The organism is Sporanaerobium hydrogeniformans, assembly GCF_002735925.1.
Classification (GTDB): Bacteria; Bacillota; Clostridia; order Lachnospirales; family Cellulosilyticaceae; genus Sporanaerobium; species Sporanaerobium hydrogeniformans.
Genome location: NZ_PEDL01000007.1, coordinates 35,437 through 49,723, shown reverse-complemented (window position 1 = coordinate 49,723; position 14,287 = coordinate 35,437). Strand labels below are relative to the sequence as shown.

12 protein-coding genes and 1 riboswitch are annotated in these 14,287 nt (G+C 36.8%); of the genes, 9 read left to right on the top strand and 3 right to left on the bottom strand.

Annotated elements, in window-relative coordinates; all coding sequences use genetic code 11:
* The first annotated feature begins 26 nt into the window (after nucleotides 1-26).
* The 8 genes from CS063_RS08500 to CS063_RS08465 all read left to right on the top strand — a co-directional run bounded on the left by CS063_RS08500 (nucleotide 27) and on the right by CS063_RS08465 (nucleotide 9,065).
* Complete coding sequence (locus CS063_RS08500) at nucleotides 27-2,549, top strand: ABC transporter permease (RefSeq protein WP_099449274.1); 2,523 nt, start codon at nucleotides 27-29, stop codon at nucleotides 2,547-2,549.
* A gap of 271 nt (nucleotides 2,550-2,820) precedes the next feature.
* Nucleotides 2,821-3,528, top strand: a complete 708-nt coding sequence (locus CS063_RS08495) for an ABC transporter ATP-binding protein (RefSeq protein WP_099449273.1) — start codon at nucleotides 2,821-2,823, stop codon at nucleotides 3,526-3,528.
* Nucleotides 3,525-4,691, top strand: coding sequence for an HlyD family secretion protein (locus tag CS063_RS08490; protein ID WP_099449272.1), 1,167 nt, complete (start codon nucleotides 3,525-3,527; stop codon nucleotides 4,689-4,691). The genes CS063_RS08495 and CS063_RS08490 overlap by 4 nt, the downstream gene beginning before the upstream one ends.
* A 191-nt stretch (nucleotides 4,692-4,882) precedes the next feature.
* The gene (locus tag CS063_RS08485) at nucleotides 4,883-5,434 is read left to right on the top strand and encodes a hypothetical protein (protein WP_099449271.1); all 552 of its coding nucleotides are present in this window, start codon (nucleotides 4,883-4,885) and stop codon (nucleotides 5,432-5,434) included.
* Between the two features lie 143 nt (nucleotides 5,435-5,577).
* Nucleotides 5,578-7,212 (top strand): class I adenylate-forming enzyme family protein, encoded by a 1,635-nt coding sequence (locus CS063_RS08480; RefSeq protein WP_099449270.1) that lies wholly within the window; start codon nucleotides 5,578-5,580, stop codon nucleotides 7,210-7,212.
* A 73-nt stretch (nucleotides 7,213-7,285) separates the two neighbouring features.
* A complete protein-coding gene (locus tag CS063_RS08475) occupies nucleotides 7,286-7,504 on the top strand; it encodes a hypothetical protein (RefSeq protein ID WP_099449269.1) in 219 nt (72 codons plus the stop codon).
* A gap of 92 nt (nucleotides 7,505-7,596) precedes the next feature.
* Complete coding sequence (locus CS063_RS08470; RefSeq protein ID WP_099449268.1) at nucleotides 7,597-8,439, top strand: L,D-transpeptidase family protein; 843 nt, start codon at nucleotides 7,597-7,599, stop codon at nucleotides 8,437-8,439.
* Between the two features lie 161 nt (nucleotides 8,440-8,600).
* Complete coding sequence (locus CS063_RS08465) at nucleotides 8,601-9,065, top strand: VOC family protein (protein ID WP_099449267.1); 465 nt, start codon at nucleotides 8,601-8,603, stop codon at nucleotides 9,063-9,065.
* Between the two features lie 210 nt (nucleotides 9,066-9,275).
* Here the strand turns inward: CS063_RS08465 and CS063_RS08460 are convergent, their stop codons facing one another.
* From CS063_RS08460 to CS063_RS08450, 3 genes are all read right to left on the bottom strand, one after another.
* Nucleotides 9,276-9,602, bottom strand: a complete 327-nt coding sequence (locus tag CS063_RS08460; RefSeq protein ID WP_099449266.1) for a TfoX/Sxy family protein — start codon at nucleotides 9,600-9,602, stop codon at nucleotides 9,276-9,278.
* 32 nt (nucleotides 9,603-9,634) lie between these two features.
* Nucleotides 9,635-10,075 carry a GyrI-like domain-containing protein gene (locus CS063_RS08455; protein ID WP_099449265.1) on the bottom strand — a complete coding sequence of 147 codons (441 nt, stop codon included), beginning with the start codon at nucleotides 10,073-10,075 and terminating at the stop codon, nucleotides 9,635-9,637.
* A gap of 66 nt (nucleotides 10,076-10,141) precedes the next feature.
* Nucleotides 10,142-11,035, bottom strand: a complete 894-nt coding sequence (locus CS063_RS08450; RefSeq protein WP_099449264.1) for a helix-turn-helix transcriptional regulator — start codon at nucleotides 11,033-11,035, stop codon at nucleotides 10,142-10,144.
* 289 nt (nucleotides 11,036-11,324) lie between these two features.
* A riboswitch (NiCo riboswitch) is annotated at nucleotides 11,325-11,430 on the top strand.
* Between the two features lie 112 nt (nucleotides 11,431-11,542).
* Between CS063_RS08450 and CS063_RS08445 the strand changes: the two genes are divergently transcribed.
* On the top strand, nucleotides 11,543-14,065 hold the full coding sequence (locus CS063_RS08445) for a cation-translocating P-type ATPase (protein ID WP_099449263.1): 2,523 nt from the start codon (nucleotides 11,543-11,545) through the stop codon (nucleotides 14,063-14,065).
* Nucleotides 14,066-14,287: the final 222 nt, after the last annotated feature.

Below are 14,287 nucleotides of genomic sequence, written 5' to 3'. Positions count from 1 at the left end.
CTTTTTTAGTTTAAGGAGTGGGGAAGATGTCTATTATTATAAAATACATTATAAAATCCATGTGTGAAAAAAAACTGCGTACGCTGCTTATTATGTTAGCAATACTTTTATCCGGCGCTTTATGCTTTGCTTCTATGGGGATTACAGATTCAGTCATGAAGCTGTATGAAGATAATGCAAAGGCCAGCATTGGGAATGCTGACCTTAAGATTACAGCTAATGGTAAATCGCCTAGTGAATATGTGAACCTAGGGCCTAGTAGACAATTAAGTAAAGAAACAAATTATATTATTCCGACTATAAATACCTCAGCATATTACAAAGTTGGGCAAGAAGTATACGATGAAATGCATCTGATAGGGATTACCTTAGAGGATTATATGCGAATGAATACATTAGAACTTATAAGGGTGAGTAAAAGTCTTGCCTTTGAGGGAAGTAACATAATTATTAGTGCAAAGACAGCCGATAAATACGGATTTCAAGTAGGTGATAGCTTAGAGGTTCGTTTAAAAGATAAAAGAAAAAGGTACATTATTTATGGTGTGACGACAAATGTAGGGATTTTTAAGAATGAGGGGGATACGCCACTTCTTATGGTTCCTTACGAGGAGCTCTCTAGTAACTTAGGGGCAGATAATCGAGCAACAATTCTCTATATTAAGGCTACAGGAGGTAAAGATCTAAGGGTTTTGATGGAGAGTATAAAAAAACTTTATCCGAAGTATGAAGTGAGTGAAGCTATGGACTTAGGGAGTTTTAGAGAAATACTGACATCTTTTTCTACTATGCTTGTGATGATGGCAGTCATTATTACAATGATGAGTTTATTTATTGTGTATTCTTCTTTTAAGGTTATTATGCTAGAAAAGATGCCAGTTATAGGCACATTTCGAAGTATAGGTGCAAGTAAGCAGATGGTGAATAGAGTATTGCTATTAGAGGGAAGCTTTTATGGTGTTTTAGGAGGAGTGCTAGCAAGTTTAGTAGGAGTAGGGATTCTAAAAGGTATTGTTATGGCTATGATGGTAGCTCTAAAAGGAGAGGTGGTAACTGGAAAGGTGGTTTTAAAGCCCAGTTACTTTATAGGTACCTTTTTGTTATGTCTTTTGATATGTTTATTAAGTAGTCTTTTCCCTATTTTAAAGATTTCCAAGATACCAGTTAAGGAAATTGTATTAGGGGGTACAGAAAAGATGAAAGGAAGAAGGTTTTGGAAGGATATATTTTATCTATTGATAGTGGGGTTTAGCATTTGGGGTACACAAGTTGTGCCAGAGCAGCTCTCTTTAGTAGCAGGAAGCTTAAGTTTAATACTTTGTATATTAGGTGTCATTGGCGTTTTGCCACTAATTGTTAAGTGGACTACTGGTTTAATTGAAAGTTTATTTGGTAGCCTATTTGGCAATATTGGTTTATTGGCTATTAAAAACATTAAAGATAATAAGAGTATCCGTAATAGCCTGACACTTATTGTCATTGGTGTAGGCATACTGTTAATGATTAATAATTTCGGACAGAACCTAGCAGTTGAAATAGTCAATGCTTATGAGAAAAGCTTTGCCTATAGCTTAGAGATAAAAATGGATCGAATGACTAAAATAGATGTAAGAGCTCTTTATTATGAAGAGGGGATAAAAGAAGCATACGGTAATATAGAGGGAGGGGTATTTGCAGGACAGAAAACGTTATTAGTGGATTATGATAATGCACCTATTCTTTCAGTGGAAGCAGTACAAGGAGAAAGACATGGTAAGTATAAAACCTATACTTATGTTAGTGAAGAAGCAAAGAGAGAAATTTTAAATAGCCTAAGAGAGGGACGTAATATAGCTGTAGCGAGCATCCTAAAAAAACGCTATAACCTTGAAAAAGGTCAATTATTAAGGTTAGAGTTGCCAGAGGGAATTCGTACTTATAGGATAGTAGGTTTTTTTGATACTCTAATGAATAATGGTAACATGGTGCAAATTGGAGAAAATTATTATAGGCAAGACTTTGCAAGCCATAATTATACTTCCATTTATCTTAAAACAAGCCATGAACCAGATGCTGTTCTTGAATATTTAAAGATGAAATATAGGGATAGGCATTTACAAGGTAGGAGTTTACAAAATCAAATAAAAGATAATGCAGACTCAAATGCTTCGGTTATGATGGTTTTATCTACTTTATCCCTATTAGCTGTACTAATTGGAATTGTAGGGATTATCAATAATCTTTTTATTAGCTTTATCGAAAGGAAGCGAAGTATCGCAGTCTACCGTTCAGTGGGAATGAGTAAGAAACAAGTGCTTCAAATGATTTTTCTTGAAGCTTTATATACCGGTTCTATGGGAGCAAGTGTAGGGATTGGAATGGGATGGATAATGATGAAGAATTTACCTTATGCTTTAGAACTTATTCAAATGCCACCTGTTGCTTATTTTATTGGAGAGGGGATAGGGGTATATTTAATGATGGCTACCCTTGTGACAGTGGTGGCTTCTATTTCGCCAGCCTTTAAGAGTTCCAAACTTAATATCATTGAAGCCATTAAGTTTGAGTAAACTTTAAGTCTATACACCACTTTCTTCCCGTAGGGGCAGATTCTATATCTGCCCGAGATTCTATATCTGCCTGTAATTCTATACTCGCCTATTTAATTGGATGGTATGAAGAAAAATTTTATTTCTTAAGGTTTTTTTAAGGTTTTCTTAGAAGTTTCTTATGAGAGAACTTTTAAGATAAATTCTATAAAGAAAATATTAAACGTTAAATAAATTAATCGTAAGGTTAAGAGATGAAAAGGGTTAGATAAGGAAAGGTGAGGGGTTAAAGGTGGAGATTGCTATTGAAACTCAGGGACTTTGTAAGAGTTATGCTTTAGGTAGTGAAAAAATAAATATTTTAAAGGATATTAATCTAAGGATTGAGAAGGGACATTTTTATTCTATTATGGGACCTTCTGGTTCAGGGAAGAGTACATTACTTTACCTTTTAGGTGGATTAGATAAGGTGACTGAAGGGACTATTAAAATTAATGGAAAGGAACTTAGTAAGATGAAGGATAAGGAGGAAAGTCAGATGAGACGAAATGATATTGGTTTTGTCTTTCAGTTTTACAACCTTATTCCTAACTTAAATGTAGAGGAGAATATACTTTTACCTATTTTATTAGATGGCAAAAAGATGAAAAATTATCGTCAAGATTTAGATGAAATCTTAGAGATTGTGGGACTTAAAGACAGAAGGAAACATACGCCAAGAGAGCTTTCAGGAGGTCAGCAACAGAGGGTAGCTATTGCCAGGGCACTGATTAATAAGCCAGATATTATTTTTGCAGATGAGCCAATAGGAAATTTAGATAGCAAGACAGGCATAGAGATTATGGAATTGCTAAAGTGCATTAATAGAGAGCAAGGAAAGACTATTGTACAAGTAACCCATTCCAGAGAAGCTGCTGATTATGGGACTCATTTGCTTAGGGTAAAAGATGGACATATTCATAAAGAAGGATCCATACTGATAGGAGGAGGAAGAAAATGAGGAAGTGGTGGAGTATGTTTATTTTAAGTATGAGTATATTCGGGACAGGTGTTTGGGTGACAGGTTGTAGCGGTAAGGAAACCAAGGCTGCAGTCGTAGTGGAACAACAAGCAGAAGAAGTAGAAGAAAATAAAGTAGATGTTTTTGGCAAGGTAGAGGCTAATGTAATAAGAGAGATTTATGTGGATTTTCCAACTTCTATAGAAAAAGTTTATGTAAAGACAGGAGATGAAGTTAAAAGGGGTGATAAATTAGTAAGTATTAATTATGAAGGTTATAAAAATGACATCTTAAAAAAAGAACAGGAGATTCAACTTTTAGAAATAGAACTGGCGGCAGCAAATCGTAATCTTAGTCCAGAAAGTATTCAAATAGCCCAAAAAAGCAGTGAACTTGCTCTTAAAAAAAATCTTTTAGAGTCTGGAACAGACTCAGAGATAAAAGTTATTCAGGAAAAAATTGCTTTAGCAGATGAAAAATTTAAAGTAGCTCATAAAGAATATGAAGCTAGCGAGCAGTTAGCAGAAATGGGCGATGTTGCGAAACACGAGTTAGAAAAGATGGTACTTAACATGAAACAGCTTACAAACAGCAAAAGAGAGTATGAAGCTAATCTTGAAAAGCTTTATGCCCAAAAGCAACTTGAAATAGGTGAACTTGCTACTACTATAAAAAGTCTTCAAACAACTGTCGACAATGCACATGCAGATAAAATAACTTATGCAAAGAAGCTTAATATGCAAATTCAAATTGCTCAAATAGAGCTCAAGAATATGAAAGATAAATTAACTAAAAGTTATTTAAAAGAAAATGCTATTGTAGTAGACAAAGAGAATAGTGTGATTTGTGATTTACTTATTCAAGAAGGAAGTCTATTAGAAGAAAATAGCAAAGAGCCTATTTTACGTATGGTAGATACGGAGGATTTAGTAATTACAGTAGATGTTCCAGAAAGTTTTATTGGTCATATAGCAGTAGGTAGTAAAGCAGAAGCAACACTCTTAGCTAATAAGGAACAAGTACTAGAAGCCAAAGTAAGTCGCATTGCCAACCAATCAGTAGTAGTAAATGGTGAAAATATGATTAAGGTAGATCTTGAGCTTCAAGAAAATAAAGGAATACTGAAAAAAGGTTATGAAGTAGATGCTACTATCTTTTATTAAAATGCAAGTTCTTAGATAAAATAAAGTTAACAAATAAGAATTCAAATATATTAAGAAAGTTATTTATACAAAGAACCATTATATGATATAAATGTAAATATATTCAAAATACGTGACAACCATAAAAAAGTGGAGTATACTTACCATCATCAATTGATAAACAATTAATTTATGACTTGGGAGGATGCCATATGAGCAAATTAGAAGCTTTCATGAATATTTTAACAGGTAAGTTTGATAATAGGGAGCAATACAAAAGATTTCAAGATCAAGGAATGAGACATTTTCCATTTGCCGAACATATTAATACGATATGTAATGATAAGATAATCCATTTACCAGAAGATTTTAAAGGTATTTTTCTTGTAGAGGAAAGTTATTACACTTCTGAAGGAAAAACACATGCAGCTCCTCATTTATTTTTGTTTACAGAGAAAGAGGAAGGAATCAAGCTAACATCTTATGACATACCAAATGGTTATGATAAAACAACTTTTACATATGATGCGCTAAGAGATGTAGAGTATTCGTGTTTAAAGAAATCTGAGAAATTTACACCAGCAATTTATGTCCTAAAAAATGGTGTATGGGAAGGTGGAAGTGTAAGTATGTTCTCTCCTGTTCTCAAATTTACTTTATTTGAACGATTTTCGGAAGAAAGGCTAGAAGTGACTGAAATGATGGAAGCAAACGGTAAGAAAACATTTGGATACGATGAACCCATTATATATAAAAGAAAATAAAAAATGATTAACTAAGATAATAAAAAATAAACAAAAACTATTAAAAAAATCAGTAAAATTTAAATTCGAACATTGATAATAGCCTAAATTATGTGTACACTATAATGAGTAAGTTTTTAAACACATTAAGGAAGGAAGTTATTATGCCTATTACGAAATTGTTAGAACAAAATAGTGAAAAGTTCGGTGATGCTATTTGTTTAATTGAGATAAATCCAGAGGTAAAAGAGAAGAGGCGTGTCACTTGGAAGGAGTACGAGCTGATGGAACCTAATCCTATGACACATTATCGCAGAGAAATCACTTGGCATGTTTTTAATGAAAAAGCCAATCGTTTTGCTAATATGCTTCTAGATAGAGGAATTGAAAAAGGAGACAAAGTAGGTATTCTTTTAATGAATTGTCTGGAATGGTTACCTATTTATTTTGGTATTTTAAAAACAGGTGCTCTGGCTGTTCCTCTTAACTTTCGCTATGCACCGGATGAAATTAAATATTGTGTGGAGCTAGCTGAAGTAGATATTTTAGTATTTGGACCAGAATTCATTGGACGCGTGGAAGAAATAGCAGATGAGATTAGTAAAAACCGTCTTTTGTTTTATGTAGGAGATAACTGTCCAACTTTTGCTGAAGATTATGTGGCACTTACAGCCAATTGTTCAAGTCGTACACCTGATATTGAATTAACTGATGAGGATGATGCAGCCATTTATTTCTCATCAGGTACGACCGGTTTTCCAAAGGCTATTTTACATAAGCATCGTAGCTTGATGCATGCGGCTGTTGTAGAACAAGCTCATCATGGACAAGAAAAAGAGGATGTATTCTTATGCATTCCCCCACTTTACCATACAGGGGCTAAAATGCACTGGTTTGGTAGCTTACTTTCAGGGGGGAAGGCGGTCCTTTTAAGAAGCACGACGCCAGAGTTTATTTTACAAACTGTTTCTGAAGAAAAATGTTCCATTGTATGGTTACTCGTACCATGGGCACAAGATATACTAGAAGCTTTAGACCGTGAGGAATTAAAAATAGCAGATTATAAGCTAGATCAGTGGCGTATGATGCATATTGGAGCACAGCCTGTACCACCAAGCTTAGTCAGTAAATGGTTAGAATACTTTCCTAATCATCAATATGATACGAACTATGGTTTAAGTGAGTCTATAGGACCAGGTTGTGTACATTTAGGAGTAGAGAATGTACATAAAGTAGGTACTATCGGTAAGGCTGGCTATGGTTGGGAAGTGAAAATTGTAGATGAAAAAGGCAATCCTGTTAAAAAAGGAGAAGTTGGGGAGCTAGCAGTTAAAGGACCTGGTGTGATGACCTGCTACTATCGTGATGAAAAAGCAACTAATGAAGTTCTGAAGGAGGGTTGGTTATTTACTGGAGATATGGCTGAGCAAGATGAAGATGACTTTATTCTGTTAGTAGACCGTAAGAAGGATGTCATCATTAGCGGTGGCGAAAACTTATATCCTGTTCAAATCGAAGATTTCATTCGCACCAATGAGGCAGTGCATGATGTAGCCGTTATTGGACTTCCTGATAAACGTCTAGGTGAGATTGCGGCAGCAATTATCGAAGTAAAACCAGACCATACACTAACAGAAGAGGAAATTAATCAATTCTGTCTTAAATTACCTCGTTACAAAAGACCACGTAAAATCTTTTTTGAAGATATTCCTAGAAATCCCACAGGTAAAATTGAGAAAAATACCTTGCGTAAGATGTTCAGTAGCCAAAATCTTGTAGAGGCACAAAATAGAGGATAAATCTATTTTACTAACTAGGGAGATTTAATGAGGTACTTGTGCTTTAGAAATAAGGTGTAAGGAGTATAAAAGTATGAAATTAACCATTTTTAGTGTAGGAGTTATGATTTCTGGAGCTATTATGTTTTCGATAGGAGCCTTGGATGTTACAGGAAATACATGGCAAGGTTGGACATTTTCATTACAACAAGTAGGAGGAGCCTTACTTATTGGTGGAATATTACTTGGGTTATGTTCCTTAAAAGAAGAAATAGTAAAAGTAGGGCAGTGGATTAAAAAAGAGTTTAACTAAGATAAATAGAAGTGATAGGTTAATACATCAATCTTTTCATTAATATCTTAAAGCTAGCATACTTTATTATAAGACTAATTTAGAGGTGAATGATGAGAAAGTATGCCCGCCAAAAGCTAGATGTCTATAAATATACCTTGGCTAATGTTAATCTAAGAGAAAATAACACTGCAACATCTAAAGTACTTGCTGTAATACCTTTAGGTTCAATGGTTCAAGTTATTGATGCAGCAGAAGATTGGTATGAGGTCATCTATAATAACCTAAAAGGCTATGTCTATGATGCCTTCCTATCAATCACGAAATATACTTGGAGGGATACACTCTTAAGATCCTATCCATCTGCTGAATCCAACCCAGTGACTGTCATTCCGGCCAAAGCTGAAGTACAAGTTTTATCTGTAACTGGAGATTGGAGTCAAGTTATCTATAATAATCGAAAGGGCTATATATTTACCCCTTTTCTATCTGATGATGCTAATCCTCCAACAGAATATGATTTCACATATTTTTATACAGATATGACTCGGTTCGTAAATGATAATCAAATCAAAAGCCCTACCACAAATTTAATTACAACGGATTTAGAAAATAAACTTACGTATATATTTGTACAGGATGATAACAATCTATGGAAACAACTCTATAAATGGGAATGTACTGTTGGAAAGCCTAGTACCCCGACAATCAAAGGTACTTTTTATGTAACTGGTAGAAAGCCTTACTTTGGTACTGACGCTTATAGAGTAAAATATGCTACTAGAATCAAAGGTGCTTATTATTATCATTCAATTTTATTTAATGCAGAGGGAACTGAAGTGATTGACGACAGGTTAGGCATGGCTTTAAGTCATGGATGTATCAGATTGGCAACAGAAAATGCTCAGTGGATTTATGATAATATATTAGATGCAACAGCTATTGTTATTAATTAAACCAACCTAAAATTAAATGAATAGGACTAAGGAATAGGAGATATTGATTTTAGAAAAGGCTTATTCCAAGGTAAGATAGTTGTAATAAAATTGATTCATTTACAAAGGAGAAACTTACAGGGAATCTGGTAAGGGGAAGAACATGTAAAAGGGGAGACAAAGTGAAATATTCATGCACTGTAATATCAGTAAAGGATATAAATACATCGAGAAAATTTTATGAAGATTTATTTGGACTAAAAGTATATCAAGATTATGGAATCAATATTGCTTTTGATTGTGGTTTAGCATTGCAGCAAGAATTTGATTGGCTTGTAAATATTCCTAAAAATAAAATACTACAAGAATCCAATAATATGGAACTATGCTTCGAGGAAGAGGATTTTGATGGTTTTTTAAAGAAGTTAGAACAGTACTCTAATATTAAGTATTTGGGAGATGTTATAGAACATACTTGGGGACAACGCGTGATAAGGTTTTATGACTTAGATAGTCATATTATTGAAGTGGGCGAATGTATGAAAATGGTTATCAAGCGTTTTCTTTCTTCTGGGCTATCTATGGAAGAAATCTCAAAGAGAATGGGTGCATCCCTAACAGATTTAGGAAAAATCTTGAATAATTAAGTAGATATTTTGAAATAACCTTTGGGTGAGTAATCTCTCAGAGGTTATTTTTATGTGTACAAATAGGTGGAACAGGAATCAAGCTAGTATTTCCCTTGATACATGGCTTTTTTGTAATCTTCATATGTGTAGTGTATTTTACGTAGAAAAGGAGCCGAACACTAATTGTTTAGTGCAACAGCTCCAAAAGAAAGAAACAAACCTGATATTTCATTTCTCCTTCTTCTTTTTAGGCTTGGGCATTGGCAATTCGGCACAGGTTTCTTGCACCAGTTTGCACAAGAAATCTCGATCCTCTATATCTTCCAGCAGTATCCTTGGCTTTGCACCTTCATAGGGGATTCCCATTTGCACATTGGGTAAAAGTGCCAGTCCTGCTTTAGTAGGGTTAATAAAGAACTGATTGTCGCAAATGAGGGCAAAGCATTTGCCATCACAATAGATGGCATACTCACCAAACATCTTTCTAAAAGTAATATTTCCTGCAAGACTCACTTGCTCACAAACATATAAAACATAATTTTGTGAAGATGCCATTTTTTCTCCTCCTATGTCGATAGTGCGTCCCTTTATTTTAAGGCAATGTAGAGATCAATATCACAGTTTTCAAAGTCTGCATTTCGATACTCCTCAAAGTCTCCAGTAAAGCTACGGTCTAAATTCATTTGCCAAATCTCTCCCCATGCATGGGCAACAGCTTTCTCCATATGTCCATGTACAGAGAATTTTGCATATTTCCCAGCAGGAATTATTTTTATGGTCAGTTCAGGATTTTCTGCCTTGGAAACCTCATTCCCTGCTGTAACGCAGTACCCATCCGCCGTATAATCGGAATAAAGTCCAATAGCATAGTCGTTTACTTTGTTTTTTATAACGGCATGAATGCCTTCTTGGTAGAGCTTCTCCCAAAGTCCACTAATGATTTTTCCCATTTCAGGGTCGCTGCTTCCTGTTATTGCACTTACCCCCACAATGATTTTTTGCTCTAAATGCACAACCTCATAATTCATTTTATAAACCTCCTTGTTTTTGATACAATCATCATATCAAGGATAATACGACAATAGCATGTCATATTATAAATAATGAGCCAGTGTTTTTTGCAGGGTATCCTTTATTTGTAGACGCATATCTTCCGGCTCTAAAACTTCACAATGCTCACCGAAGGTTGCGAGATAATGATAGACCCAATCACCTCTCGGCATGATGAGCTGAGCAATAAAGTCGCCGCTAGGAAGTATTTCGTATTGTGAGAACTCATCATATACACGATACGCCATTTTCTTTGATAGCTTAAGGGTAATAGTTATAAAATCATCTTGAAAAACATTGCTGTCAACAAATACCTTTGTAGGAGTCGTGCGTTCAAAGTGCTCATTTAATAACTCCAACTTTTTAATGCGTCGCAACTTAAAAAAACGGTAATCTTTACGCACCGTGCAGAAAGCATAAAGGTACCAGCTCTGCCCCTTAAAGCAGAGTTTCATTGGTTCTACTATACGCTTCATACTGCCCTCACTGCTATGATAATGAAACGCCATTTTTTTCTTTCCTATAATAGCGGCCTTTAGTATGCCAAATAGCTTGGCTTCCTCATCTGTATTTGCCCACCCTGAGAAATCAACTTCAACCCAATCTGCATTTGTGTTTCCAAAAAGAGAGGATAGCTTTTGCACCGCAGAGTTAGTTTGTTCCAAGCTGACTGCCTCTACAGCATGCAGAGCAGAGAGAATATCTGATTTTTCACTATCGGTAAGAATAGCTTTATTGAGAACGAAGCCAGAGAGAAGTGAAATGCCACCCCCCTTACCTTTGGTCATATAAATGGGTATTCCTGCCGAGGATAAAAGCTCTACATCCCGATAAATCGTACGGGGTGAAACCTCAAAGTGCGTCGCAAGTTCCCCAGCGGTAATGCTTTCTTTATTTAGCAATAGATAAATCATTTCGAACAGCCTATTAACCTGCATAGTATCACCTCTATTACTTTTAATTATAAGGTGATCCTATGACATCTACAAGACATATTAAAAACAATGTATTTCTTCCTAAGAGTGTTTGTTCGTTGTAGTGAATTCCAAGTATCGTCCAGTCAATACTTGTATAAAGATGACGAACAGATTTTAATTATTAAAATTAATAATAAATTTTTAAAAAATATTAAAATATCTTATTTCAGTTGACAATTATATTACAACTGCATATAATATTTAGTAACCTCTTTGCGCTGCATTACATTCCTTTGTGAATGCGAGATCAACAGTACAAACTGAGCAGGCGATGAACCTTTCTTTGAAAGGTCATGGGGCCGGGCCGCCCAGTGAGCGGCAACAGATTGCATTTTACGCACATCTGTGGGACAGTAGTATGTTCCATAGGTGTGCTATTTTTATGCCCAAATGGAACAATGACCCTGAAAATGGAGTGCCATAGAGCTATCAAACGACTGCCGAAAGGCTAAAACGGAGGTAACTTTTATGATAAGCAACAAACTGAACATGGTAGGCCTAACCGCTGACGAAGTAAAACGATTGCAAGAACAATATGGCAAAAATGAATTGACCTCACAAAAGAAAGAGAGTTTTCAAAGAAAAGTTCTGCACATTATCTGTGAGCCGATGTTTTTGCTACTAATTGTTGCTGCAATCATCTATTTTATTCTGGGTGAGCCCAGAGATGGTGGGATTATGCTCATTTTTGTAGTGGGTATTATCAGCATTGATGTTATCCAAGAATGGAAAACTGACAAAACCTTAAATGCTCTCAAGGATTTATCTGCCCCACACGTCACTGTCATTCGTGATGACAAGGAGCAGACCATCGCCAGCAGTGACCTCGTTCCTGGCGATTTAATGATGATTTATGAGGGTGTCAAAATTTCTGCTGACGGAATAATTGTTAAATGCAATGACCTCTGCGTAGATGAATCCTCTCTCACAGGTGAAGCCGAGGGGGTGTGGAAGAACCCAACCGAAAATGCCGAGTTCACAGAGGATTACTGGCGCCGTGATTATTGCTATGCAGGCACCTTGGTTACCCAAGGAACAGCAACTGTATTGGTTGATAAAATCGGCGGGGCTACCCAATACGGTAAAATCGGTGCAAATGTTGCCGCAGCACCCAATGAGGATACACCGCTTCAAAAACAGACCGGCAGCCTTGTTAAGCTATGCGCTGGAATAGCGGCTGTTTTGTTTGCCCTTGTGGGTGTGTTCACTTGGTTTAACATACCCGATCACGCTTTTGGCGATCGACTGATTGAAAGCATTTTGTCAGGCATAACTCTTGCTATGGCTATGATCCCGGAAGAATTCCCGGTTATTCTCACCGTGTTTCTCTCAATGGGTGCATGGAGGCTTGCCAAAAAGCAATCACTGGTGCGCAAGCTTCCCTCAGTGGAAACACTCGGAGCTGTTTCGGTACTATGTGTGGATAAAACAGGTACTATTACCATGAATCAGATGACAGTGCAGGATATTTGGGCTACCGATGGTGATACCCATACTCTGTGTGAAGTGATGGGACTTGGCTGCGAAACTGACGCCTACGACCCAATGGAAAAAGCAATGCTTAAACATTGTGATTGGCTTGGCATCTCCAAGGAACATCTCTTTAGCGGTGAACTAATTAGCGAATATGCTTTTACCAATGAACTGAAAATGATGGGACATATATGGAGAAGAAACGACAGTATTGTTATTGCCGCAAAAGGTTCACCAGAGCGTATTTTGACCATCTGCGAGTTGACGGAGGATGATAAAGAAGTAGTAGAGCATAAAATTACTGAAATGTCAAAGCAGGGTCTGCGTGTGATTGCAATTGCCACTGCAAATCTTCAGAGTGAGTCAGAAATCCCAGCACAAATCACCGATTGTCGTTTGAAGTTTTGTGGACTCATCGGGCTTGCAGATCCCCCACGTGAAGGCGTAAAAGCAGACATTGCAGTATGCAATAGGGCGGGTATTCGTGTTGTTATGATTACAGGCGACAACGGAATTACCGCATCTTCCATTGCAAAGAAAATTGGTATGCCAAACAGTGACCATATCATTACAGGTGATATGCTAAACGAAATGTCTGATACGGAACTATGTGAAAGGGTTAAGGATGTTAGCATTTTCTCCCGTGTTATTCCTGAACATAAAATGCGCATTGTGAAAGCGTTTAAGGATAATGGCGAGATTGTTGCTATGACCGGCGACGGTGTTAACGATGCACCTGCTCTAAAATATGCAGACATCGGCATTGCAATGGGCAAGCGTGGCAGTGAGGTATCTCGTGAGGCCGCCGACCTTATTTTAATGGACGACAACTTTACTACCATTGTGGAAACAGTCAAGGATGGTAGGCGAATTTATGATAATATCCGAAAGGCAGTGGGCTATGTGTTCACTATTCACATTCCTATTGCATTTGCCTCCTTGCTTGCACCTATCCTGGGCATTGCACCTACAGAACTACTTTTACTTCCACTGCATGTTGTGCTACTGGAACTTCTCATTGACCCTACTTGCTCTATTGTGTTAGAACGTCAGCCTGCAGAAACGGACATTATGGAGCGCAAACCTCGTAACCCCAAAGAAAAGCTACTAACCGCAAAAACTCTTGCCAAAAGTATATTACAGGGACTTGTGATTTTTGCAGCCTTCTTTGGAACATACTACACCATACTGGGAGGAAATGCAGACAATGCACCCATTGCTCGTGCTATGGGGCTTGCAATTATTATGCTGTCTAACCTATTCCTTGTGCAGGTCAACAGCTCCGACCATGATTTTGCTATACAGTCGGTCAAATGCCTTGCCAAAGACAAGGTGATGTGGGCAGTTAATATCGGAACACTTGCTATGCTTGGCATTATCCTTTACTCGCCGCTAAATGCATTCTTGAAGCTGGCACCGCTGTCTGCAACAGCTCTTTTGATTGCTGTCGGCATTGCAGCTATCTCGGTGTTTTGGTATGAAATAGTAAAGCTGATTAAGAAGCTACGCAAGGGGTGAAAAAATGGGATGGTATCAAGATGAAATCTGCAACAGTGGCTTGCATATTGTGAATTTGCAGACGCCCCATGCACCCATTTATCCAAGATTTCTGACAGGATATGAAGTCCTGCTTATATTGCGACTTCTATTTTGAACGTGGCAAATAGAGTACAAAACGGTCAGGCATCTCACCTGACCGTTTCGTTATTCACTTAGCAGATACAGTAGTCGCAACACATG

Bases quoted from the DNA above. Each gene is read 5' to 3' on its own strand.
- CS063_RS08490 (WP_099449272.1), top strand. From the start codon at position 3,525: ATGAGGAAGTGGTGGAGTATGTTTATTTTAAGTATGAGTATATTCGGG.
- CS063_RS08500 (WP_099449274.1), top strand. From the start codon at position 27: ATGTCTATTATTATAAAATACATTATAAAATCCATGTGTGAAAAAAAA.
- CS063_RS08445 (WP_099449263.1), top strand. From the start codon at position 11,543: ATGATAAGCAACAAACTGAACATGGTAGGCCTAACCGCTGACGAAGTA.
- CS063_RS08485 (WP_099449271.1), top strand. From the start codon at position 4,883: ATGAGCAAATTAGAAGCTTTCATGAATATTTTAACAGGTAAGTTTGAT.
- CS063_RS08480 (WP_099449270.1), top strand. From the start codon at position 5,578: ATGCCTATTACGAAATTGTTAGAACAAAATAGTGAAAAGTTCGGTGAT.
- CS063_RS08475 (WP_099449269.1), top strand. From the start codon at position 7,286: ATGAAATTAACCATTTTTAGTGTAGGAGTTATGATTTCTGGAGCTATT.
- CS063_RS08460 (WP_099449266.1), bottom strand. From the start codon at position 9,602: ATGGCATCTTCACAAAATTATGTTTTATATGTTTGTGAGCAAGTGAGT.
- CS063_RS08470 (WP_099449268.1), top strand. From the start codon at position 7,597: ATGAGAAAGTATGCCCGCCAAAAGCTAGATGTCTATAAATATACCTTG.
- CS063_RS08455 (WP_099449265.1), bottom strand. From the start codon at position 10,075: ATGAATTATGAGGTTGTGCATTTAGAGCAAAAAATCATTGTGGGGGTA.
- CS063_RS08450 (WP_099449264.1), bottom strand. From the start codon at position 11,035: ATGCAGGTTAATAGGCTGTTCGAAATGATTTATCTATTGCTAAATAAA.